Origin of the sequence: Streptoverticillium olivoreticuli subsp. olivoreticuli (assembly GCF_003391135.1) — a bacterium.
In the GTDB taxonomy this organism is placed as follows: Bacteria; Actinomycetota; Actinomycetes; order Streptomycetales; family Streptomycetaceae; genus Streptomyces; species Streptomyces blastmyceticus.
Map to the genome: position 1 here is coordinate 586,267 of NZ_CP031455.1, position 23,443 is coordinate 609,709.

Annotated in this window: 13 protein-coding genes and 2 pseudogenes; 4 read left to right on the top strand and 11 right to left on the bottom strand. The window is 70.0% G+C overall.

Features of this window, described 5'->3' with window-relative positions; translation table 11 throughout:
- Positions 1–8: 8 nt before the first annotated feature.
- The gene (locus tag DXZ73_RS02675; RefSeq protein ID WP_116209432.1) at positions 9–1,430 is read right to left on the bottom strand and encodes an MFS transporter; all 1,422 of its coding nucleotides are present in this window, start codon (positions 1,428–1,430) and stop codon (positions 9–11) included.
- Between the two features lie 116 nt (positions 1,431–1,546).
- Here DXZ73_RS02675 and DXZ73_RS02680 point away from each other — a divergent pair, with 116 nt between their 5' ends.
- Complete coding sequence (locus tag DXZ73_RS02680; protein ID WP_116209433.1) at positions 1,547–2,212, top strand: TetR/AcrR family transcriptional regulator; 666 nt, start codon at positions 1,547–1,549, stop codon at positions 2,210–2,212.
- 189 nt (positions 2,213–2,401) lie between these two features.
- Here the strand turns inward: DXZ73_RS02680 and DXZ73_RS02685 are convergent, their stop codons facing one another.
- Positions 2,402–2,716 carry a putative quinol monooxygenase gene (locus tag DXZ73_RS02685; RefSeq protein WP_116209434.1) on the bottom strand — a complete coding sequence of 105 codons (315 nt, stop codon included), beginning with the start codon at positions 2,714–2,716 and terminating at the stop codon, positions 2,402–2,404.
- A 107-nt stretch (positions 2,717–2,823) separates the two neighbouring features.
- On the bottom strand, positions 2,824–3,201 hold the full coding sequence (locus DXZ73_RS02690; protein ID WP_116209435.1) for a nuclear transport factor 2 family protein: 378 nt from the start codon (positions 3,199–3,201) through the stop codon (positions 2,824–2,826).
- 132 nt (positions 3,202–3,333) lie between these two features.
- Here DXZ73_RS02690 and DXZ73_RS02695 point away from each other — a divergent pair, with 132 nt between their 5' ends.
- From DXZ73_RS02695 to DXZ73_RS02705, 3 genes and pseudogenes are all read left to right on the top strand, one after another.
- Positions 3,334–4,152: a MerR family transcriptional regulator gene (locus DXZ73_RS02695; RefSeq protein ID WP_116209436.1), complete on the top strand. Its 819-nt coding sequence runs from the start codon at positions 3,334–3,336 to the stop codon at positions 4,150–4,152.
- Between the two features lie 239 nt (positions 4,153–4,391).
- Entirely contained in the window at positions 4,392–4,859 is a 468-nt protein-coding gene (locus DXZ73_RS02700; RefSeq protein ID WP_116209437.1) for a nuclear transport factor 2 family protein, read from the top strand.
- 193 nt (positions 4,860–5,052) lie between these two features.
- Positions 5,053–5,375, top strand: a pseudogene (locus tag DXZ73_RS02705) (cation transporter); the annotation flags it as partial.
- 256 nt (positions 5,376–5,631) lie between these two features.
- On the opposite strand, the gene DXZ73_RS02710 reads toward DXZ73_RS02705, so the two are convergent.
- The 8 genes and pseudogenes from DXZ73_RS02710 to DXZ73_RS02745 all read right to left on the bottom strand — a co-directional run bounded on the left by DXZ73_RS02710 (position 5,632) and on the right by DXZ73_RS02745 (position 23,443).
- Positions 5,632–6,072, bottom strand: a complete 441-nt coding sequence (locus DXZ73_RS02710; RefSeq protein ID WP_116209438.1) for a VOC family protein — start codon at positions 6,070–6,072, stop codon at positions 5,632–5,634.
- Between the two features lie 449 nt (positions 6,073–6,521).
- On the bottom strand, positions 6,522–6,923 hold the full coding sequence (locus DXZ73_RS02715) for a peptidoglycan-binding domain-containing protein (RefSeq protein WP_240351103.1): 402 nt from the start codon (positions 6,921–6,923) through the stop codon (positions 6,522–6,524).
- Positions 6,920–8,026 carry a NucA/NucB deoxyribonuclease domain-containing protein gene (locus DXZ73_RS02720; RefSeq protein ID WP_162889986.1) on the bottom strand — a complete coding sequence of 369 codons (1,107 nt, stop codon included), beginning with the start codon at positions 8,024–8,026 and terminating at the stop codon, positions 6,920–6,922. The genes DXZ73_RS02715 and DXZ73_RS02720 overlap by 4 nt, the downstream gene beginning before the upstream one ends.
- Before the next feature lie 490 nt (positions 8,027–8,516).
- A complete protein-coding gene (locus DXZ73_RS02725; protein ID WP_162889987.1) occupies positions 8,517–11,321 on the bottom strand; it encodes a ribosome-inactivating family protein in 2,805 nt (934 codons plus the stop codon).
- Positions 11,322–11,791: 470 nt separating this feature from the next.
- The gene (locus tag DXZ73_RS02730; RefSeq protein ID WP_162889988.1) at positions 11,792–12,316 is read right to left on the bottom strand and encodes an RICIN domain-containing protein; all 525 of its coding nucleotides are present in this window, start codon (positions 12,314–12,316) and stop codon (positions 11,792–11,794) included.
- A gap of 145 nt (positions 12,317–12,461) precedes the next feature.
- Positions 12,462–12,548: pseudogene (locus DXZ73_RS39120) on the bottom strand (ABC transporter permease); the annotation flags it as partial.
- A complete protein-coding gene (locus DXZ73_RS02740) occupies positions 12,549–16,493 on the bottom strand; it encodes a non-ribosomal peptide synthetase (protein ID WP_116209443.1) in 3,945 nt (1,314 codons plus the stop codon). It abuts the pseudogene before it with no gap.
- Complete coding sequence (locus DXZ73_RS02745) at positions 16,490–23,443, bottom strand: non-ribosomal peptide synthetase (RefSeq protein ID WP_162889989.1); 6,954 nt, start codon at positions 23,441–23,443, stop codon at positions 16,490–16,492. The genes DXZ73_RS02740 and DXZ73_RS02745 overlap by 4 nt, the downstream gene beginning before the upstream one ends.

Consider the following 23,443-nt stretch of genomic DNA (forward strand, 5'->3'; position numbering starts at 1 on the left):
TGATCGGGTCAGTGGTGCTGCGGCTGGACCTTGCGCGGAAGCAGGCGGACCAGGCCGCAGCAGCCGAGGGTGATGGCGGCCACGATCAGGAGGCTGGTGGTCATGGCGTGGGCAGGGCGGTCGGGGGTGTGGAGGTAGACGGTGGTGACGGCGGCGGCGCCGAGAGCGTTGGCGAGCTGCTGGACCGCGGTCAGGGAGCCGGAACCGGATCCTGCTTCGTCGGGGGTGACGTCGCCGAGGGTGATGTCGTAGACGGTGCCGAAACAGGTGCCCATGCCGAGCCCGATGACCAGGACGGCGGGAACGACGACGGCGGGGCCGGTGGCAGCGCCGGTGGTGTGGACGGCGGCCCAGAGGCCGAGCGTGCCGGCGAGGGTGGTGAGCAGGCCGGTCAGGACGAGGGTGCGGCCGAGCCTGCCGATGAGCTGGTAGCAGGCGATCGAGGCGATGACGATGCCGACGGCCATGGGGGCACTGCCGGTCAGGGCGGTGCGCAAGGGCGTGTAGCCCAGGCCGCCTTGGAGGAACAGGGAGACCACGTACAGCAGGCCGGCGACAGCGGCGAAGAAGGCGGTGCCCAGTACCAGGCCTGAGACGAAGCCGCGGTTGCGGAACAGGGAGGGCTGGATCAGCGGGTTCGCGACGGTGGTCTGGCGGCGGGCGAAGAGGGCGAAGAACACCGCCGCGGCGGCGAGCGCGGCCCAGGCGGCCGGGCGCCAGCCGTGGGCGGAACCGTCGATCAGCCCGTACAGCAGGGTGGACATGGCTCCGGCCAGGAGCAGTGAGCCGGGGGTGTCGATCGTAACGGTGCGGTCACCGGTGTCACGGGGCAGGAGGCGGTGCGCGGCGATCAGGGCGCCGCCGCCGAGCACGATGTTGATCAGGAACATCGAGCGCCAGCCCAGGCCGAAGGGGTCGGTGTCGATCAGGGTGGCGGCCAGGATCGGGCCGCCGACCGCGGACAGGCCCAGGACGGGGCCGAAGGCGCTGAACGCCTTGCCGATCTGGTCGCGGGGGAAGACGGCGCCGAGGATGCCGAAGCCCTGGGGGATCAGCAGGGCGCCGAATGCTCCCTGCACCAGGCGGGCGGCGATGAGCATCTGCGGGCCGGTGGCCAGGCCGCAGGCCACGGAGGCCATGGTGAACCCGGCCAGGCCCGTCAGGAAGACGCGGCGGCGTCCGTACTTGTCGCCGAGCCGGCCGCCGACGACCAGGAGCACGCCCAGAGCCAGCGCGTAGGAGGCGCCGAGCCACTGGACGAGGGACGGGCCGCCACGGAGTGAGGCGGTGATCGTGGGCGCGGCGAGGTTGGTGATGGTGGCGTCGATCAGGTCGAGGACCTCGGCCGCCAGGATCACGGCGAGGATCGCCCAGCGCCGCGCCGGAGAGGACACCCCGGCCGGGCCGGGCGGGGCGATGGTGCTGGTCATGTGGCACTTCCAGAAACAAGACGAACCGCGTTCGTCGCGAACATCGTTCGTTTCGACGGTAGGCAACGAACGGCGTTCGTGTCAAACAGTGTTCGTTCCGGGGCTAGGATTTCCTCATGAGCACGCAGCCGATCAGCCGCCGCGCGCGGCCCGCCAAGGCCCCCCTCAGCCGCGACGCCATCGTGCGCACCGGCCTGGACGTCCTCGACCGCGACGGCCTGGACGCCCTGACCATGCGCCGCGTCGCCAAGGAACTCGACACCGGCCCCGCCTCGCTCTACGTCTACGTCGCCAACCGCGACGACCTCATGGCCGCCATGCTCGACGAAGCCCTCGGACAGGTCCGCCTGACCTGGGAGGGCACCTGGCAGGAACAGCTCCAGGCCCTGACCACCGCCGCTGTCGAGGCCATGAGCCGCCACGAAGGCCTGGCTGCTGTCGCCCTCGGCACCATCCCCACCGGCGACAACGCCCTGCTCGTCCTCGACCGCATGCTCGCCCTCCTCAAACAGGGCGGCCTCGACGACACCACCGCCGCCTGGGCCGTCGACCTCCTCTGGCTCCACACCGCCGCAGCCGCCACCGAACAGAGCACCTACAACACCAAGGGCGCAGACGAGGAGACCACCGTCACCGCGGCCGACCGCCGCTACGCCGCCCTGCCCGCCGACCGCTACCCGATGATCACCTCACTGCGCCAGGCCCTGTTCTCCCCCGGCGACCGCGACACCTGGAGCCTGAACGTCCTCATCAACGGCATCCTCCACACCCCCGCCCGCTGACCCCGGCTGGATGGCGGGCTGATCACCACACGATGGCCGACGAAGTGCCGCACCGGAGGACGGACCGGGGTTCCCCGGCATGACCCGCCCGAACACCACGCCCCCGGCAGACCGTGGACGAACGCCACCACCGCCGGTCCCACGACGACACCCGGACGAAGCTCTGCTGCCATAAGGCACCTGGGGCGCTCAGCGTGCTGCGATGCCCTGGCCCTGGTAGATCTCGTCGTAGTAGTGGATCACCAAGGGGCGGGTGAGCATGGCCTCGAAGGCGGCGGTGAAGCCGTGTGCGGTGCGCCAGGCGAGGTAGTCGGCGTAGTGGTGCGCCTCGGTCCACTGGGTCAGGCCTACGACGTGGTCGGCGTCGTTCTGGTCGCGCAGGATGCGGATCTCCTCGCAGCCCTCGTGCTCGAGGCTCTCGCCCAGGATGTCCAGCAGCAGCTTCGCGACGTCGTCGCCGCGGCCGGGCCGAGCGAAGAGCTCGGCGGTGACCAGTGTGCTCATGGGGATGTTCCTTCCACGGACAGTATCGATGCCGGTCCTCCACCGGGGAGCAGCTGAGCGGGGCTTGGGGGCAGGGCAGCGCAGCCAGCCATCGCCGGGGCCCGCCTTCAGTAGGGAGACGGCTCGTTGTGCACGATGATCAGGGAGCTGATCTTGCCGTCGGCGACCGTGAGGTAGCTGGTCAGGACCAGCTCCTCGGGCAGGTTCGTCTTGTCGTACTCGCCGTCGTAGCGCGCCCGCACGATCGTCAGGGTGCCGTGGTGCGCGACCTCCGTCACGTCCATGGTGACTTTGTCGTCGACCAGTTCGCGGCGCACCCAGGCGCGGATCGATGCGGTGCCGACGAATTCACGGCGCGCGTCGTTGACCACGGCGTCGTCACAGAAGGTCGCCATGATGGCATCCAGGTCGAAGGCATTGACCGCCTTGATGTGGGCGGCGAAGACCTCGGGCAGTGCAGCGGCAGTCCGGCCGACGGTGTTCATGGGGGCCCTCCTTCGATGACCTCGGCACCGTGCGGTGCCTTCTCCAAAAACGTTGCGCCCTGCCCCCACAGGAGAGTCAAACGGGGGTCATCTACTGGACCCTCCGGCAGGGGGAGGGTTGATACTGACGCCATGCACACAGGCTTGACGGTCGGCGAGTTCTCCCGGGTGACCCATCTGAGCATCAAGACGCTGAGGCACTACCACGACGTCGGACTGCTCGCGCCGGCCGACGTCGACCCGGGCACCGGCTACCGGTACTACTCCCTGGACCAGGTGCCCACCGCACAGGTGATCCTGCGCCTGCGCAACCTGGACATGCCCGTGGCGGACGTGAAAGCGGTGCTCGCCGCAGAGGACGTGAGTACCCGCAACGAGTTGATCAGCGCGCATCTCGCACGACTGGAGGACCGGCTCGCGCAGGCGCAGAGCGCCGTCGAGTCGCTGCGCGAGCTGCTGTCCCGGCCGGCGCACGGATCGACCATCGAGTACCGCACGGTCCGTGAGCAGCCGGCGATCGGCATTCGCGAAGTCGTCGACCGGCAGGACGTGGTGAGCTGGTGGCAGGGCGCCCTCGGCGAGCTGCACGGCTTCGTCACGGCCCGGGGACTGCGCCGCACCGGCCCGATGGGCGGTCTGTTCGCGAGCGAGCTGCTCCAGGACGAGCACGGTGAGGCGCTCGTGTTCGTCCCTGTCGACGGCGATGTGCGCCCGGTCGGCCGGATCGATGCAGTGGTCGTGCCCGGCGCGGAACTCGCGGTCGCGGTCCACCACGGCCCCCTCCAGACCATCGATCTCACCTACGGCGACCTGGGCACCTACGCCGCACGCCACGAAATCGGCGTCGACGGCCCACTGCGCGAGTTCTACCTGCGCAGCCCCCTCGACGTGGCCGACGAGCACGACTGGGTCACCGAGGTCGGCTGGCCCATCTTCCGCTCGAACGGCTAGCGGTGGTTCGCTCACGCCGGAGCGGTTGCGACGCGCCTTGATCCGGGCCCGAACCTTCGCGCCGCGCCCGGACGGCGGTTTGCCGGAGCCTTGGAGGCAGGCGATCCGGCCCACACGTCCCCTCGCACGGAACCGGCCCGGCGGTTCCCGACCGCCGCCTTCAGACCTCCACCACCGGTTGAGCAGCCCCGCCACCGGTGCTCTCCTACAGGTGTCACATACTTCACGAAGGAATCGCCATGTCCTCTCACGATCCGATCTCACCCCAGGAGGCCGCCGACCGGCTGGCCATCAGGGAGCTCATCGACGCCTACGCCCACTGCGCCGACCGTCGGGACGCCAAGGGACAGATGGCCCTGTTCACCGAGGACAACCGCTTCCTGATCTTCATGGACGCCTCCGCGTCCGAGCCGACCCAGGAACTGCACGGACGCGAAGCCCTCGCGCCGGTCTTCGAAAACCTGAACGCCTACAAGGTCACCACCCATTTCAACGGCCAGAGCACCGTGACACTGGACGGCGACCGCGCAAGCGGCGAGAGCTACTGCCTGGCCCATCACATCTCCTACGGCACGGATGCCGAACGCACGATCATGATCGCGTCCATCCGCTACCTGGACCAGTTCGTCAAGCGCGAAGGCGAGTGGTTCTTCGCCGAACGACGTCTGATGGTCGACTGGACCGACACTCGCCTCAGCACTCCCTGAATCGCTCAGCCAGGCCCACACGTAGCCCGGTCCAGCTGGTTTCAACTGGCGAGCGAATGCATCCGGGAACGGCCTGGGGGCGCACGGGTCGCCGAGCCCGCGCTGGATCCCCGGCTGCCCGCTGCCGTGCTCGGGCGAGCCGCCTTCGCGCGCGGGCTCACTGATGGTGGGCGTTCACGGCGGTACGCACCTGGTCGAGGTCGACGCCGCCCGCACCGTGGCCGACGCCGGGGAAGCAGACCGCTCGATCCCGGGCATCGCGCTGGCCGCCCTGTCCCTGCTCGTGATGCCGGTCCTGTCCGCCGCCCAGCGCAAGACCGGGCGGGAACCGGGCTCGGCGGTCGGCGACTCCAAGCAGACCCTGCTGTGCACCCACCTGTCCGCAGTGCTGCTGGCCGGACTACTCGCCAACGCCGCCCTGGGCTGGTCCTGGGCCGACTCCACCAGCGCCCTGGCCATCAGGCCAAGGAAGGCCGCGACGCCTGGCACGGAAAGGGCTACTACGCGCCCCCACTGAGTGGTACTTCCTCGCACGCGTCCGGATCCACGGCGAACCGGAACCGGAATGTGTGGCTGGAGCCCGCGGGGAGTGCGCCAAGCGCGGCGCGGTGTGTAACGCAGTCGCTTGCCGTGCGGGCCCGCGAAGTCCTCCCCACGCCCGACACCGTCCGCCGGCGGAATCCCCGGGCTCGTACAGCAGCCTGCACCGCCCCTATCGCGGATGCGTCATAGCGGTGCTGACCGTCGACATGCTCCGCGCGACAGGCCCGCGTCAGCCAATCTGTTCGGCTAGGGCGACGATGATGCCTGCGGGGCCGCGGAGGTTGCAGAGCCGGAAGATGTTCTCGTACTGCGCTACCTCGCCGAGGAGTTCGGCGCCGTGGGCGCGCAGGCGGGCGATGGTGTCGTCGATGTCGTCGACGACGAACATGACACGATGCAGGCCCAGCGTGTTGGGCGGAAGGTTCCGCGGCTCGGCGTCGGATACCGCGGGGGTGTGGTATTTGGTCAGCTCCAGCTTGCTGTGGCCGTCCGGGGTTCGCATCATCGCGATGTCGCTCCGGACGCCGTCGAGTCCGACAGTGCGGTCCGCGTAAAGGCCTTCGATCTGCGCCTTGCCTTCCAGCTCCATGCCGAGCTCGGTGAAGAAGGCGACAGCCGCGTCCAGATCGTCGACGACGATGGCGACGTTGTCCATCCGCTGAATAGTCATGTCTCTGAGCCTAACGACTCGATACGCGGTAGCGCGGGGTCGCCGTGTGCGGAACGGGGATGACAGTGGCGGCGTTGGAGGCGACGGCTCTGTACAGCTGCCCCCGCCGCGGAACACACAATCTGCCATGCAGGTACTACCGGAATCACCATGCTGGCCGATCGCGCTCCACCAGTCCCCGCAGGGCACCCGCTCACCGAGCGGGCGATCGCCTGCACCTGCGAGCGAATCATGAAGGCCGCGGCAGTTGACCCGCGTGCGGCGGCCCCCTATGGGGAGTTATCAGCCTTACCGCTTCTCCGATCCGACTGCTCCGCCCTCACGTCCTGGCCTCCGTCTACCGGAATCAAGGCCACCTGCCAGCCGTCGGCCCGTCGGGAACCGACGGGCCGACGATCCCGGGATACCCAAAAGCCGGACAGGTGACTGATTCCTTGGCGGCTGCCCGTTCAGCCCGTGCCGTCCGGTCCGCCGCCGCGGATGCAGCGCCAGGTGTTCGGGCCCACTTCCCCGTCCTGGGCGATGTTGCAGGTGCGCTGCTGCTGCTTGACCGCAGCCTGGGTGAGCTGGCCGAAGATGCCGTCCACCTGCCCGGGGTCGGATCCCCAGTACTTGGCCAAGCACTGGATCTCGCGGACCTCGTCCCCGCTGGCACCGGTGCGGACAATGTCCGTCCAGGCCCAGCTGTAGCCGGCGGTGAAGCCGTGGTACTTCTCCGCGACCCGCCACGACACCGTGCACGCAGCCGGCGCCGCGACAGTCTGCGCGCCGGCGGTCGCGGGCACAGCGACGCCGGAGAAGCCGACGGCCAGCGCGGCAGCCACCGCGGTCCTGAGGGAGCGTCTGGTCACTTGTTCTCCTCTGGCACATCGTCGATCCTGACCCAGAAGGGGTCCTTGGCGATGAGGTGGTCGCGGACGTACCAGTCAGCCAAGTATCTGCCCGCCGGCCCGTTCTCCGCCGCCCCGGGCACGTAACGCACGGAGTAGTACCACTTGAAGTCCGGCGATGCGGGGTCGTTGTGCCGCGTGTGGTACGACGCGCCTTCCCAGGTAGAGGCAAAGGGGTACTCGTCGCACTCCAGACCACCTACGGGCGGCCGCGGAGCGGTGACACAACTGGTCTGGACCTGCTGCCGGTTGGCGTCATAGTAGCTCAACGCCTCCGGACTCGATCCGGGGTAGAGACGCGTCAGCGGTTTCCGGTTCTCAGGCTTGGCATCCTTGTCCCCCGGGATGGCCCACTTCATACTCGGGAATTCGGTTGCCGGATAGGTCTTCTCAGGGTGCTTCTGCGCCGTGTAGATGTGGTCGGCCAGGTTCGGGTACTTCTTGTACGAGTAATGCAGGGTCGACTCGACCTGATCGTAGAGGCACCCTCCCTTCATGCTGCCGCCGTAGTCCAGGAGAGGCCTGTCACAGCGAAAATCAATCACCATGGCCCGGGGTGAGACCACCTGGGAGTAAACGGCAATCTCAAGGCGGTGGTAGTTGACCTGATCCTGATTGTCATGAACCCCGTCACGACCGCCGGGCGAACCATAGGTCGAGACATGCAAGGCGGCTGCCGTGTCAGGGTTGCTCTGCCACTCGCCGATCGTCGCATTCACCGAACTCGAGTTGTACTCGCAGGTGGCATTCGGGGTTTTCCCGCCCGCTGCACATGTCATGGATACGACGAGCGGCGCATCCGGCTTCGGCAGACCAAAAATCTGGTTCAATTTATCAATATAGAGAAAATACTTCATCTCCTCGTGGTCACGGTACCCTTGGCCGAGGACAGTCATCCGGTACTCGTACATCCCGATGACTACGTTCTCCGCATCGAGTATGTAGTACTGCCGATGAGTTATGGAGCACACTGCGAACCGGTTCTTGTAATACCACTGGACATCGGTTCCGTCGTCACGTTTTCGGCACTCGTCCAGACCGTAGTAGTCGTAGTCAGCCGCCATCACCGGATTCTGACGGTCCGTGACCCGCGTTCCGGGAGGCGCATGTACGGCGTGGCCGAGGGCCGGCCCGCCGTTGTGGGAGACCCAGGCCCTGTCGCTCCCGGAGGGAATCCGTGGCCGTCCCGCCGAGGCCGCGGACGGGCTCACGAGCGCCAGCATCACGGCCAAGGCCACGACGGACATACATGCGACCGCCCGCACCGCCCGGGTGCGTACGCGTTGCCGGGCTACTTCCGACACGTCAGCTCCCCACTACCAGTCAATGGCATGCACATAACGAGGCGTGACGTATGCGGACGCTAAACGGCCCCGCAAGAGCCGTCCAGCAAGGGAACCGGCCAACCACGACGCCGGTGTCCGGAAGACCCGCTCCCCCAGACGCCACGCACAGGGACAGATGATCCCAAGGGCTACCGGGCGTTGCTGACAGGCCCTCGCCCGGACCGATCCGGGCGAGGGCCTGTTGCTCTGGCCGAGGTGGTTACAGCACCTACCCGGCCTTGAGCACTGTCCAGTTTTCGTACGGCCTGCGACCCACACGCCCTGGGTCCACATCGTTGGTGACCACGCGCTCCTTGGGTAGGTAGGAGCTGCACACGTGGTCCCAGCCGTCACAGTCCTCGTTCGGGTCGAGGTCCGACTCGATTGCGAGGAACGTTCCGTTGGCGTAGTTGGCGAATCGGTTGCCGTCCGAGAGCTGCCATTTCTGCGTGTCCTTGTTCTGGCAGGCGGTCAGGGTGACGTCTCCCCATGCGCCGTAGGGCTCAGCGATTGTCCGGCCTGCGGATTCCACACACCACTGACCGTCGCCGGTGGTCAGGCGCCCGTCACGGTGGTAGGCGAACGCCTGTGTCCCGTCGTTGGCGACCTTGTCGGTGTGGGTCAGCTTCTTGTTCGCCACGTCGGCGGTGAGGTACAGGCCCTTGGTCTGCAGGCGGACAGGGGTGTCGAACGGCATGAAACCGGGGTCCATCCAGCCCATTCCCTTGAGGGCTTTTTCGACTTCAGCGGCGTCGACCTTCTTCGGGGTGAAGTTCCAGATCGCGCACGCCTGCTCGTCGTACCAGGGACCTTCGTTACCGCGGTCGTCCTTTTCGCAGGCCATCTCCTTGCGGGCGCGGCCGTCGATGTGGCCGTCGTAGGACAACTCGGCCCACCGCTCCCCGAACGGGGTCACGAACTTCTGCTGGGTGGCCTTGTCCTCCCAGAGCTTGTTCAGCTTGTCCGCCAGGCCGCGGGCCACCGCCTTGCGGATCTCGGCGACCGACCTCGTGGCAAGAGCATCGGTCTTGGTGTCGGCGTCGGCGAACTGCTTGTCGGCTGCCCAGGTCTTGGTGCCCAGGTCTGTGCCGTCCGGGACCGTCCCGGACGCATCGGCGGTTTCGATGGCGCGTGCGAGCCCCTTGGCGGTGGCACGCTGGACCTCGATCGTCTGCATCATGGCCAGAGCCATCTGCACAATCGTCCGGGAGCCGCCGTTGGCCATCCATCCCTTGCCGCTGGTGTCCGAGACGACGTGCATGACGCCGTCGTGCCACCGTGTGGCCATCGTGTCCAGCATCGCGGCCTTCTCCGCGTCCTTCTTGGCGAAGTTGATGAACTGGTCCACGATGAGCTCGACCGCCATCACGGCCCACCCGGCGGGGCCGGCCGCTTCCAGGCCCAGGAACTCGGCGCCCTCCAGCAGTACGAAGGCCGCGTCGAAGCCGAGGTGGGTCCAGTCCTGCTTGACCGCGTCAGAAGACAGCTGCATCAGGTTGCCCACCGCGGGCATCATCGCGGTGATCGCCGCAGCCTTCTCCAGGTCACTGCTGTCGGCCATGAAAGCCTGGGCGATGCCCTGGACCCACATCGCCTTGCCTGCCGTATCCGCCAACTTCGAGGCGTTGATACCGGAGTGGGTGCTGTCCGCCCCGGTGTGGCCGGAGACCGCCTCGCGTGTTTTGTCATACGGCAGATAGAAGCCGGACGCATCCCCCAGCGCCGCCGCGAAGTCCTTGTCGAGCTTGATGTCCTTGACGTTCTCCACCGCCAGGAGCTTCTTGCCCACCAGCTCTTCGGCGTCCGCCCTCAGCTCCTTGCGGGCCTTCTCCCAGTCCACCTTCCCCAGGCACGCCGCCTCACCCGACGCAGCGCAGAGCTCCTTCGCCCGCTCCCCGAGACGCTTCTCCAGCTGCTTGCCCGCAGCCACCGCCTCCGAACGCGCCTTCTCCCGGTCCACGGTGTCATCCGGCGAGGGACCGCACGGGTTGGCCGTGGCCCCCTTGAGGAGAGCAGGCATCTCGAGGCCGTCGACGCTTCTTGCGGTGGCGCGGACGCCGGTGGCGTCCATGGCACAGCTGTGCTGCACCCCTATCCACTTCTGGACCTTGTCCCGCTCAACTTCGTTGGTCTTCCCGTTGAGCGTGACCTTGATCCTGTCGCCCGGTTCGTTGAGCTGCCGTGTGATGTTCTTCCACTCGTTGATCAGGTCCTGATACGTCTGGGAGAGCTTCGCTCCTTCTTCCCATTTGCCCGCCAGGGATTTCTCCACGGCTTTGAAACGTGTGGCTTCGGATACCGTGACCGCCAGACGCACTACGTCGGCGTGGACGAACTGCCCTCCGGCGCCGACCTTGAAGTCGTGGAGATTCTGGATCGTCTGGGCCAGCAGATATCTCCCGTACTCCGGCTTACCGAGCCCTCCCAACTTGGCGTAATTCTCGGGGAGTCCGGTCTTCACCACCGTTATCTTTTCGTTCGGCGGCGCACTTTTGTTTACATTCTGGGCGTACGCTTCCCACTTGCCGTGGAATGCTTCGAGGGGGAATATCTCCCTTCCGTTGCCCGCCCCTCTTTCCCAGGCCTCGAGGTACAGATCGTCCATATTGAGCAGCAGGGTGACGGTCTTGCCCTCAGTCTCGAGCGGCAGCGCCAGATACTTTCCGTCCCGCGCTGCGTCAAGGGCCGGGATTCCGTTCGCCATTCGGGGTGCGACGTAGGAACGCAGATCCTCGATGAGCTTCTGGAAACCTTCCTTGTCCAGCTCGTCGAGATCGATGACGGCCCCGCCGCGGAAACCACGGTCGATGTCACGGGCCGGCCCCTGCCCGGCAGGAGCGAGTCCTGCCGCGCCGCGCACGGCGGTCAGCGCACGGGCACGGGCCGCGCCGCCGTCGGCAGCGAGAGCGGGCCCAGCAGCCAGCGGTGCGATCAGCGCCGCCAAGGCCACAACCGAAGTGGCCGCAACGCGGCGGCCCCGCGCGGGCACGGCCTGGATCGCCGCGCGGCTGCGCCGACGCACGGAGGCGTCCAACACGCCGTCTTCCTCCAGGAGTCGGGGCCCGGCCAGGCCATCACGCGGGGCTCTCCTCGTACTGCGTGCTGCAAAGGCGGCTGCGACGGGCCCGCCCACGAGCGGCACTCGCGTCGGCCTGTTGAAATCCGGTCTCATCTTCCTTCTCAAATTGGGCATGCCAATCCACTGGCGCCACCCGCATCCCCCTGAAAAGGGCAGGACGGTGAGCTGCACCAGTGGACTGGCGAAACGTGTCTCGGGGAAGCGAGACTGCAAGACGTGCGGCTGCAGCACGAAGAGAGTCAGGGCAGCCCTGGATATCCGGGGCTGCCCACAAACAAGCGCCGACCCTAGAGGTCGGCGCTTTTACCTCAACTCTTCGCAGCTTGCAACCAAGTCGGGCAGCTCTTGGTGAAAGTTTAGCAAGAATATTGGTTGTTCATGATTCAATGGAGACTGGCTGACGGGTAGTCCCTCAGGGACCGGGCCTACGAACGTGTGAACCACCGCTGGTCGGGGTGGAAGTGACAGTCCCACAGGACCAGCGGGGTCCCGTTGGCGGTGCTGCCATTGTTCGCCAGTCCCACGCACTTGTTCTGGCCTGCCGCGGACACGAGGGCAAAGGTGCCGTCACCCAGATCCTGCATCCGCCACCACTGGTCGGGGTGGAGGTGACAGTCCCACAGAACGAGGCGCGTTCCATTTCTGTCGCTGCCGTTGTCCGCCAGCCCTATGCATTTGCCTTGCGGATAGCCGGAGGCGTTACTGCGCAGGGAGACCCCGTCGTCGCCTCTGTACCACCACTGATCGAAGTTGAGGTGGCAGTCCCACAGGACAAGGATCGTCCCGTTGGCGGTGCTGCCGTTGTTCGCCAGTCCCACGCACTTGTTCCCGTTCGGGTCGGCCGCGTTCCGTAGGTTGAACAGGGGGCCGGCTTGTGTCGCCGTTGACGGCGCTGCCGTAGCCGTTGCCCCGGTCAGGGCGAGCACAGCGCTCGCGATCAGCGTACTCATGAGTCCCAGCCGACGGTTCAAGCGAACGATCATGTGGAGTCCCTCCCCATGGCTGCCTCTCAGGCGTCGCTCAAGGGTGGCTGCTGTACTCGGCTCCGTACACCCCTGGAACCGGACAGGTACTGCGCTTTCTCATGGGCCCTGGCCCGAACGTCGCCTGACACTCCTGGGCTGTAGTGTCCGTGGACCGGAAGCCGATGGCCACGGCGACGGCGCCGACAAGAACCACGGACTACCGCGTCGTCCGGTCTATCAGGCGGGCGAGTTCGGTGACGTACGGCGGCTCGAACAGGGTTAGGTGGTCTCCTTCCAGGACGTGATGGGTCAGCCGGGCAGGGTCACAGGCACGGGACCAGGAGCGGATCGCGGCGCGCCGGAAGTCCCCGTTCTGTTTGTCGGCCTGGACGAGTGCGACCGGGCCGGCGTACCGCGACGGGCGGTAGGTCCGGGCGGCCCGCAGATGGGCGCGGTTGGTGCGCCGTCGGAGGTCCAGCCGGAGCAGCTCGGCGGCGCTCACGTCCTCCTCCCCCACTGTGGCGTCCGGCTTCCCCCGGTCGTCGTCCTCGTCGAACTCCGGGAGCTGTGCGGAGAGGTAGCTCTCGACGAGGAAGACCATTTCCGCGCGCTCACCCCGCAGTTCGAGCAGCCGGGCCATTTCGAAGGCCACCAGCCCGCCCATCGACCAGCCCAGCAGCAGATACGGGCCGGTCGGCGCCACCGCGCGTACGGCCGCCAGATAGCGGGCGGCCAGCACCTCGACGCTCCGGTCCTCGTGGTCGGCGCCGTCCGTCGATGTCTGGAGGGCGTACAGCGGACCGCGCAGCTCATGGCAAGCAGCGAGGTGGCGGAAGCCGGTGGCCTCGCCGCCCGCCGGATGAACGCAGAACAGCGGGGTGCCCTCACCCCGGGGCCGCAGCGCCACGATGTCGTCAGGAAGGGCGGGCGGGACGGCGTTGCCCGTCTTGAGCAGCCGAGCCAGGTGCCCCGGCGTGGCCGCCCTTCCGGGCCGCCTCACCTCATGGGCCGTCCCCGGACGCGGTTCCGGTTCCGAGAACAGGACGGGAACCGGGAGCTTGGCGTGGAACTCCTCGTTGAGCCGGGCGATCAGCCGGACGGCCAGCAGGGAGTGGCCGCCGAGCTCGAAGAAGTCGTCTTCCGCGCCGACGGGGGCGACGCCGAGCAGCTCCTCGAAGACCCGGGCCACGGCTGCCTCCACCGGGTCGGCCGGTGGCGGGCCCGTCCGGCCCGCCACCGAGACCGGGGACCCGGTGGCGTCGGCCTGGACGAGTGAGCACACTGCGGGCCGGTCCACCTTGCCGTTCGCTGTGAGGGGTATCGCCTCGGTCCTGGCATACGTGGCCGGCACCAGTTGGGCCGGCAGCCGCTCGGCCAGGTGGTCGCGCAGGGCCTGCGCCGTTGTGGCGTGGACGTCGTCGGCGACGACACAGGCGGCCAGGTGGTCGCCGCGTTCCTCGTCCGCGACCAGGACGACCGCTGCGTCCCGCACAGCGGGGTGCCGCAGCAGCGCGGCCCGGATCTCCTCGGGTTCCACCCGTACCCCGTTGACCTTGATCTGGTCGTCCACCCGCCCCAGGTACCGGATCAGGCCGTCCGGACCGATGCAGGCCAGGTCGCCCGAACGGTACAGACGGCGGCCGGGTTCCGGCGAGAAAGGGTGCGGTACGAACCGTTCGGCGGTGGCCGCGGGGGCGCCCAGGTATCCGCGGGCGAGGCTCGTGCCACCGATGTGGATCTCACCCGGCACGCCCACCGGCACGGGGGTGAGGTCCTCGCCCAGGACGAGGACCTCGGCGTGGTCCATGGGTCGGCCGATGGGCACGGGACCGGGGCCGTCGTGGGCACTCACCTCGTGCACGCACACGCCGACGGCGGTCTCGGTCGGCCCGTACTCGTTGAAGATCCTCGTCTCCGGGGCGTGGGCGGTCCAGGCGTCGACCGCGCCCCTGTCGAGGGCCTCACCGCCGAGGACGAGGCAGCCGGTGGTGCCGGCCAAGTCCCCCGGTTCCACGGACTGGTTGACCACCTTCAGGTGTGATGGGGTCAGCTTGAGCAGGTCCAGGCCGGTCCGGCCGGCCAGGTCCGCGGAGAGGACGAGGGCGTCCCGCCAGGCGGGGTCGAGCAGAACGGGACGACCGGCGACCAAGGGCAGGAACAGACTCGTCACAGTGAGGTCGAATCCGATCGAGGAGTGCGCCATCGCACCGCCCTCACCACCCCGGCGGTCCGCACCGTCGCCACCCTCGTCGCTGTCTTCACCGTCGTCGTGAACGGCGCCTGAAGCGACGTACGTCCGAGCGCTCCACAGCAGGTAGTCGCACACGGCCCGGTGGGGCAGCATCACCCCTTTCGGCGTCCCGGAGGAGCCGGAGGTGAACATGATGTACGCGAGGCTGTCCGGCCCTGCCTCGCACGGCCGTCCGGATTCGGCTTCCGCGTCCGTACCCGCGTGCGGCAGGTCGCGCAGGTCGACGCACGCGATGCCCTCGGCCGTCACCGCCTCGTCCGGCCGATCGGTGAGCAGCATGCGGCATCCGGCCCGTTCCAGCAGTTCCCGTGTCCGCAGGGGCGGGAGCTGCGGGTCGAGCGGCACATACGCGCCTCCGGCTTTGAGCACGGCCAGCAGCGCCACGACCAGCGCGGCCGAGGGGGCCGCCTGCACCGCCACCGGGGTTTCGACGCGGACGCCCCGGGCGCGCAGCACTCCGCTCCACCGGGCCGCCCGCGCGTCGAGTTCCCGGAAGGTCAGCCGATCGGTTCCGGCCACGACGGCGAGGGCGTCCGGAGAGCGTCGGGCCTGCCGTTCGACGAGGTCGTGCAGACACCGGCCTTCCGCCGGGACCGGCAGGCGGTCCCGCATCCGGGCGGCACTGGCCGCAGGAGGGAGGCTCGCCTCGCGCACGGGGGTGGCGGGCGCGGCCAGCAATTCGGCGAGCAGTGCGGCGTACTGGTCGGCGATCACCCGGACATAGGCGTCGTCGAACTGACGGCCGTCGTAGTGCCAGGTCGTGCGCCCTTCCGTCGCGCCCAGGGCACAGGCCAGCCGCAGAGCGTGGGGCTCGGTCTCGACGTCTTCGCAGGCCACGGCGAAGGTGACGCCGTCGGCGCACCGCGGTGCCGGGGCGTCCGCGCAGACGAAGCCGATGTCGCGCCCCGCCTGCTTCGCGGCACCGGAGGAGGGGGCGTCCTGCCGGGCCTCCTCGGCGTCGGACAGGGCGCGTTCCGCGCGGGCCACGAGGGCGTCGAGGACCAGACCGGGGTCGATCCGCGCGGTGATCTCGGCCCACTGCTCGAAGTGGCCGAGGACGGTGGCCGTCTCCTCGAACTCCCGGCCGCTGAGCAGCACATCGACGGTGATGTCGGGCTGTCCGCCGATCCTGGCCAGCAGCGTCTGCCAGCAGGCGAGCAGAACAACCCCCGGTCGCACGCGGCGCCGCAGCGCGTAGCCGTGGACGGCGGCCGTGACGCCTTCCGGCAGGGGCGCGGTGACGGTGCGGCGATCCGGTCGGCCGGAGCCGGTCGGCCGGCGCAGCGGCAGGGACAGCCGTGGGGCGGGGCCGCCGGGTGCCGGGTGCGGTGGTTCCTCGCCGAACTCCTGGTGCTGCCACTCGGCGAACTGGCTGTACTGCAGCACTTCGTCGGTGGGCGGTGTGCCCGCGTACCGCTCGGCCAGCTCGTCGACGAGCAGCCGCAGCGTGTGGCCGTCGGCGGCCAGGGCGGTGGTGGTGAGCAGCAGCGCGTGCCTGCGGGGGCCGAGGCCGAAGAGGGCCGCCCGCAGCACCGGGTCGTCCGGCCCGCCGTGGGGCAGCTCCCGCCGTGCGCGGACCTCCTCGTCGATCCTGTGCGGGCGCGCCGTTTCGTCCAGGTGCCCCAGCTCCTCGTGGGACCAGCGCGGGCCTGCACGATCCGCGTCGTGGACGACGAGCAGCGCGGTGCGGGCGCCCGGCACCCGCCGGTAGACCGAGCGGAGGATCTCGTGCCGGTCCACTGTGTCGTGCAGCGCGGACGTGAGCCGGTCCGTGTCCAGTTCGCCGTCGATGGTGACGAGCACCTGTGCCCAGGACGGCTCGCCGAGCTCGGCGAGCTCCCACAGCCGCTGTTGCTGGAAGGACATCCGGAATCCCTCCACCTGCCGCGCCTGCTGCGTCTCCGCCGTCACCGGTACCTCACCATGCCGCCCATGGCGACGAGGAGTTCGCGCTCGCCGCGGAACGGGTTGCGGGCATGGGCGGCAAGGATGTTGTCCAGCAGCAGTACGTCACCGCGCTCCCAGGGGAAGGAGACCTCCAGCTCCTGGTAGATCCGCAGGATCTCGCGCATCGCCTCGTCGGGTATCGCGGTGCCGTCGCCGAACCGGCAGCTGCGCGGGAGTTCCTCCGGGGCCATGGCGGACAGCAGCGACTGCCGTACTTCTGTGGAGAGGCAGGCGGTGTGCCAGTGCTGCGCCTGGTTGAACCAGGACCACTCGCCGGTGCGTGGATGGCGCAGCACGGCGGGCCGTACGGCCGTGGTGCGCAGCCGGTTGCCGTACCACTCGTAGCGCAGTCCCTGCCGGGCGCAGCGGGCCTCGGCCTCGGCCCGGTCCCCGGTCCGGAAGACGTCCCGCCAGTCGAGCCCGAGCCCGGTGCCGTAGTTGCGGACGTACATGACCCCCTTCGCGGTGAACTCCTCGCGCAGCGCCGGGTCCAGCCCGCGGTGGACGGCGCGGCTGTCGACCACGGGTGTCTCGCCGCCGGAGTCGGCCGGGCGGGCGCAGCAGAACCAGATGCGGGTCGGGCCCTCGTCGTTGAAGGAGTTCTCGTTGTGCCAGAGCAGCTTCTCCTCCGGTGGGAAGAACACCGGCGTGTAGACGTTGCCGCCGAGTGCGGCGCGCGGGTGCTCGCCGTTCTCGCCGAAGAGGTCGTCGACGAACACGGAGGCGAAGCGTTCCAGGGCGTCCGGGTCGGTGACGGCGAAGCCCCGGAACAGCAGCGCGCCGTGCCGTTCCAGATCGGCGTCGAGCCGGGTGCGGTGCGTGCGGGCCCAGGCCACCGGGTCGACGTCGGCGCGGGCCGGCCGCAGCACGAGCGGCAGGTCGGCTCCGTCCCGCAGCGGCTCCCGCACGACCACGTCGTCCGAGGCCACGGCGACCTTGGTGGGCCTGATCCCTCGCAGGGCCCCGGGGCCGCGCCGCCCGGCCCGCCCCGGCGCGGAGCGGGCCGTGGGTTCCGTCGTGGGCAGGGGTGCTTCGGCGATCGAGGCGTCCGGCCGGGCGGCCATGTCCGCGACCAGCGTGACGTACTGTTCCCGCAGTTCTTCCATGGTCGACGCGTCGAAGAGGTCGGGGTCGTAGTTGAGGAACCCGGCGATCCCGTCGTCGTCCTCCTCCAGGACGAGGGTGACGTCGAAGCGGCTGGTGTCGATGAGGTCCACCTGGAACGGGCTCAGCCGCAGGCCGGCCATGGCGTCGGCGGCCCGCCGGTTGTTGTTGAGCACCAGCTTGATCTGGAACAGCGGGCTCTGGTTGCGGGTACGGGGCGGGCTGAGGGCCTTGACGACCTCCTCGAACGGCAGGTCCTGGTGCGCGTAGGCGTCCAGCGCCACTTCCTTGGTGCGGCCCAGCAGGTCGCGCCAGGTCGGGGCGCCGGTGAGATCGGCTCGCAGCACGATCTGGTTGACGAAGAAGCCGATCAGTGGTTCGGTCCTGCTGTCGGAGCGGCCGGCGACGTCCGAGCCCACCACGAGGTCGGTCTCCCCCGTCCGCCGGTTCACCACTGCGAACAGCGCGGCGAGCAGCGCCATGAACAGGGTGCTGTCCTCCTCCCGGCACAGCGCGCGCATCCCGTCCGCGGCCGTGGCCGGGATCCGGAAGCGCAGGCTCTCGCCCCGGTGCTCGGGGTGCGCCGGGCGCGGCCGGTCAAGGGGCAGCCCCGGCAGGTCGAGGATGCCCCTCAGGCGTGCCGTCCAGTGCTCCACCAGACGGTCGAAGTGGCCGGCCTCGGCCAGCCGGCGCTGCCAGACCGCATAGTCCGCGTACTGCACGGGCAGTTCGGCCAGTCGGGGCGGGCGCTGCTCGCGGTCCGCCGCGTACAGCTCGGCCAGTTCGTCCAGCAGGACGGCGGCCGACCAGCCGTCCACCGTCATGTGATGGGCCGTCAGCAGCAGCACGTGGTCCGCCGGGCCGAGCCGGAGCAGCCCGGCCCGCAGTACGGGCCCGGTGGCCAGGTCGAAAGGCCCGGCGTACTGCTCTTTGGCCAGCCGCCGCGCCTCCTGCTCCCTCCGCTCCGGCGGGTACGACGTCAGGTCGGCGAGCGGCAGCGCGGGCGGCTCGGCGGGCAGTACGGTCTGGAACGGCTGCCCGTCACGGGCGGTGATCACGGTCCTGAGCACCTCGTGCCGGCGTACGATCTCCGCCACCGACCGGCGCAGCAGGCCGATGTCGAGTTCGCCCGTGAGCCGGACGAAGACCGGGAAATTGTACTGGGCGGTGTCCGGATCCATCTGGTGGAGGAACCACAGGCGTTCCTGGGCGAAGGAGGCCGGTACGGTCCCGTCCCGCTCGACGGGGGCCAGTGCGGGCAGCACGGGCTGGTTCTTCTCCGCGACCAGGCCGTCGACGAGGGCGGCCAGTGCGCCCAGTGTCGAGGCGTCGAACGGCCCGCGGATCGGCACCTCCACCTCGAACTCCTCCCGCAGCCGGAACACGAGCCGGAAGGTGAGCAGGGAGTGCCCGCCGAGGTCGAAGAAGTCGTCCTGGGCACGGATGCCGTCACGGCCGAGCAGTTCGCTCCAGATGGCGGCCATCCGCCGTTGCGTGGACGTGAGTTCGACCTCCGGCCGCGCCCCCGGTTCCCCGATGCCGTCCTCGCCCTCGGGTGTCAGCGGCAGGTCGGCGAGCACGGCGCGATCGACCTTGCCGTTGGCGTTGAGCGGGATCCGGCGCAGCACGACGTACCGGGAGGGGAGCAGGGGGCCGGGCAGCCGTTCGGCAAGCCGGGACTCGATCCCGGGCAGTGCGGCGAGCGCCGCGGGGCGCCACAGCGGTGCAGTCGCCAGCCGGTGCGGTTCCGTGGCGGTGACGACCGGCGCCGGCGCCGGCGGGGTCGTTCCCCGGCGGTGCAGCAGCAGGTCGTAGGAGCCGTCGGGCTGTCCCTCGGCCCAGCTCGGTTCGGCGTCGTACCCATGGCGCTCGGCCAGGCGGCACAGCTCCTCCGGGTCGGCGCCCGGCCGTACGGAGTCCGGCGCCGCGCCGGAGAGCCGGGCCAGCAGCCGCAGGTCCCCCGCCAGCCGGGCGTTGGGGATGCCGCGCAGCACGAGCCGGTCGGGACGCTCGGCGCCGAGCAGCGCGCCCAGCCCGTCCGTGTCCAGGCCCTCCGCCTGCCAGTCCCGCTCCCGCGGCGCCCCGGGCCCGGGGCCGTCGTCCGCCGTGCGCTCGCCGGTGACCGTGAGGACGACGTCGTAGCGGTACCGGGTCAGTTCGTTGTCGGCCATTCCCCGCTTCGGCAGGACTCTCACCGAGCCGACCCGCGGCCACCGTGCGGTCAGCGCGCCGAAGAGCCGGGGGTCGAGGCAGAGTTCGCTCTCGGTCTCCACGCCCCAGGTGGTCTCGGCGCGCAGGACGGCGTCGGGCGTGCCCGGCTTCGCGCGGTGGGCGGCGACGGAGGCGTGGAAGGCGTCCAGGAGAGCGAGGTTGCGCAGGTCGCCGAGGAACACATGGCCGCCGGCGGGCAGCGCGTCGATCGCCCGCTCCAGGACCGCCAACAAGTAGTCCACGGACGGGAAGTACTGGACCACGGAGTTCAGGATCACCGTGTCGTACGTCTCGCCCGGGCGGATCGCGAGATGGGCGGGGCCGGCCCGCAGCCCGATCCGCTCGGGGGTGTCAACGGCGGTGGCAACCTCGTGCCGCAGCCGTTCGACGGCCCGCTCGGACAGGTCGACGCCCTGGTAGAAGTCGCAGTCGGGGGCGACCCGGGCGAGGATCAGGCCGATGCCGCAGCCGATCTCCAGGGCCCGGCGCGGCCGCAGCACGCGTATGCGGTCGACCGTGGCGTCGAGCCACTCGCGCATCGCGTCGGTCCCGATCGGCTCGCCGGTGTAGCTGCTGTTCCAACCGGCCAGGTCCAACGACGGGTCGGCGGGGCGCTCCGCGCAGCCGTAGGTGTCCTCGTACAGCGTCCGCCAGCGGCTCACCCAGTCCGTCTCGGCCTCCGCACCCGACAGTGCGCCGACGGCGGTGTCCGGGCTGACGAAGGCGACCAGTTGCCGGGACTCGGGGGTGGAGCCGTGCGCGATCACGGCAGCCTCCCGGACCGCCGGATCCCGGGCCAGCTCAGCGGCCACCTCCTGCGGCTCGACCCGGTGACCGCGGATCTTCACCTGGTCGTCGAGGCGGCCGAGGTACTCGAGGTCTCCGCCGGCCGTCCGGCGCACCCGGTCACCGGTCCGGTACAGACGTCCGCCCGGCTCACCGCCGAAAGGGTCGGGGACGAAGCGCTCCGCCGTCAGGCCGGGGCGGTTCCAGTAGCCGTGGCAGACGCCCTCACCGCCGACGTACAGCTCTCCGGGCGCGCCCGGAGGCACCGGGTTCATCGCCTCGTCGAGCACGTACAACCGCGCGTGGTGCACGGGCCTGCCGATCGGCACCCGGCCGAAACCGCCGGCCGGGTGCGCGCTGTCGTACGCGGCGCAGGCCACGGCGGTCTCGGTCGGGCCGTACTCGTTGACGATCCGGGGCGCTCCGGAACCCGTGCGCCAGGCCGCGAGCCGCTCCTCGTGCAGTTCCTCGCCGCCGACGACCAGGGTGCGGGTCCACGCCCCGGCACGCGCGGGGGCCGTGGCGCCCTCCAGCATCCTCAGGTGCGAGGGGGTGAGCTTGACGAAGGCGAGGCCCGTGTCCGCCTCGGCCGAGGCGCGCAGGGCCTCGCCCGGTGCGCCGGAGTCGTCGGCGAGCAGCAGGCACCGGCCGGCCAGCAGCGGGGCGAACAGGCTCGTCACAGTCAGGTCGAAGGACAGCGAGGAATGCACGGGGACGGCGCCGCCCGCCTCGGGCGGCAGGTACGTCTCCACCGCCCACAGCAGGTAGTTGGCGACCTGGCGGTGGGAGAGCATGGCGCCCTTGGGCCCGCCGGTCGAGCCGGAGGTGTACATCAGGTACATCAGGTCGTCGGGCCCGCCGTCGCCTTCCGGCGGGGCCCCGGTCGCCTCCTCGGCCACCCGGTCCGGGTCCAGCGCCACGACCGGGACATCCGGAGTGTCCGGGACGTCCTGCTGTGCATCGGTGACCAGCAGTACGGCCTCGCTGTCGCGCAGCATGTGCTCACGCCGGGCCTGCGGATAGGCCGGGTCGAGCGCCACGTACGCGGCTCCGCTCTTCAGTACGGCGAGCAGCGCGACCACCGCCTCGGGCGTGCGGGGCAGCAGCACCGCGACCACGCGGCCGTGACCGGCACCGAGGCCGCGCAGCCGGTGGGCGAGGCCGTTGGCACAGCGGTCGAGATCCCGGAAGGTCAGGTCGGCGCGGCCCGGCGCCGAGACGGCCACCGCGTCGGGGGCGGTGCGCGCCCGCTCGGCGAAGAGCCGTTCCACGCGCACGTCCTCGGGGCGGGTGGCAGGTGCGCCGTGGCCCTGGCGCAGGACCCGCTCGCGCTCCTCGGCCGTCAGCAGCGGCAGTTCACCGATCCGCGTGTCGGAGGCGGCGGCCACGGCGGCGAGCAGGACACCCAGCGATCGGGCGAGCCGCTCACCGGTCGCCGCGTCGAACAGGTCCGTGGCGTGGATGAGCCGGCCCTCCAGTCCGGCGCCGGTCTCCCAGACGTTCAGGTCGAGGTCGAAGCGGGCGGCATCGTGGTCCAGGTGATCCAGCGGGGTGAGACCGATCCCGCCCGGAAGGGTGCGAACCGGACGCTGCGGCGTGTTATGAAGGGTGAAGTTGACATGGTAGATCGGGTTCCGGCCGGGGCTGCGCTCCGGGTCCAGTCGCCGGGCGACCAGGTCGAGGGGCACGTCCTGGTTGTCGTAAGCCTCCAGGCACGTCGTGCGGACCTCGGCGAGGAAGTCCTCGAAGGTCGTCTCCGGTACGACCCGCGAGCGCAGCGGGACCGAGTTGGCGAAGAAGCCGACCAGATCGTGGAAGCCGCGGTAGCGCCGGTTGGCGACAGGGGTGCCGACCACCACGTCGTCGTGGCCGCCGTACCGGGCGAGCACGATCTGGAACGCGGCGAGCAGCACCATGAACAGGGTGCCGCCCGTGCGCGCCGACACCTTGCGCAACTCGTCGGTCACGGACGCGGGAACCGTGAACACTGTGGACCCGGCGCGCCCCTCGGGAGCCTTGGGCCGGGGACGGTCGGCAGGCAGCGGCATCGGATCCGGGGCGCCGGCCAGTCGGCGCTCCCAGTAGTCCAGCTGGCCGGCGGCTTCGGCGCCTTCGGCCCACTCGTGCTGCCAGCGCGCGTACTCGGCGTACTGCACCGTGTGGGCCGGCGGCTCTGGCGCCCGCCCGTCGAGGCGCGCCCCGTACGCGGTGCCCAGGTCGCTCAGGAGGACGCCCAGCGACCAGCCGTCGACGACCGCGTGGTGGAAGGTGAGCACCAGGACCGCGTCTTCGGCGGCGAGGCGCAGCAGCAGGAACCGCACCAGCGGTCCCTCGGCCAGGTCGAACCTCACCTCGGCGTCCGCACGGGCGAGCCGCTCGGCCTCCGCCTGCCGGTCCTGGCCGGGCAGCGCGGTCAGGTCGACGACGGGCAGCCCCCGATGCCGGTGCGGCAGGACCCGCTGCACGGTACGGCCCTCCCGGGCCGGCAGGACGGTGCGCAGGACCGCATGATGGCGCAGCAGGTCGTTCAGGGCGGCTTCGAGGGCGGTGTCGTCCAGCGGTCCGGTGAGGCGGTGCACGACAGGACTGTGGTAAGCCGGGCTGTCCGGATCCAGCCCGGACAGGAACGCCATCCGCCGCTGGGTGAAGGACGCGGGGGCCTCGCCGTCGTCGTCCAGGGCGGGCAGCCCGGTCGGGACACCCTTCTCCCACAGACGCTGGCGCAGCAGGGCCCGCCGCCCGGCAGGGAGGCGTTCGATCCTGCCCCACAGGTCCGCGTCGATCCCGTCGGCCGTCTTCGTGGTACGCGTCAT